This is a genomic window from Acetomicrobium sp. S15 = DSM 107314, from assembly GCF_016125955.1.
Lineage (GTDB): Bacteria > Synergistota > Synergistia > Synergistales > Thermosynergistaceae > Thermosynergistes > Thermosynergistes pyruvativorans.
On sequence record NZ_JADEVE010000379.1, the window covers coordinates 1 to 361 of the forward strand.

At 51.2% G+C, this 361-nt stretch carries 1 protein-coding gene; it reads right to left on the minus strand.

Translation table 11 applies throughout. From position 1 onward, the window contains the following. Positions 1 to 76: 76 nt before the first annotated feature. On the minus strand, positions 77 to 361 hold a 285-nt coding region (locus EZM41_RS11160; RefSeq protein WP_274704705.1), incomplete at its 5' end, for an RNase adapter RapZ.

Below are 361 nucleotides of genomic sequence, written 5' to 3' on the forward strand. Positions count from 1 at the left end.
TGACGGGCAGAGGAAGACAGGTCAGCCTCACAATGTCCATCTTGACCGCACTATTTTTGGCAAAAGAATTTTTACTTTAGTCATAGACACATGAGAAGGAGGGGTTAACTTTGAGTGGTGAATACTCCGTTGCACTCGTGGGAGAATAAACCCCCATAGGAGGCATGGTGTTTACAAAGCTATAGCTTTCGGTATTTAACATCGTGTCATGGCCCACAACCATATCGGCAATTACCCGTATCAGCGCCAAGGTCTTTCTTTCCTTGGCGAACGCTTCGCGCAAGGCGAGGTCCGCCCCCATGGGGTGTCGGCGGCGCGACTGTTCATCTCTCCTTACCAACGAATCCACAGCGGCGTCGCG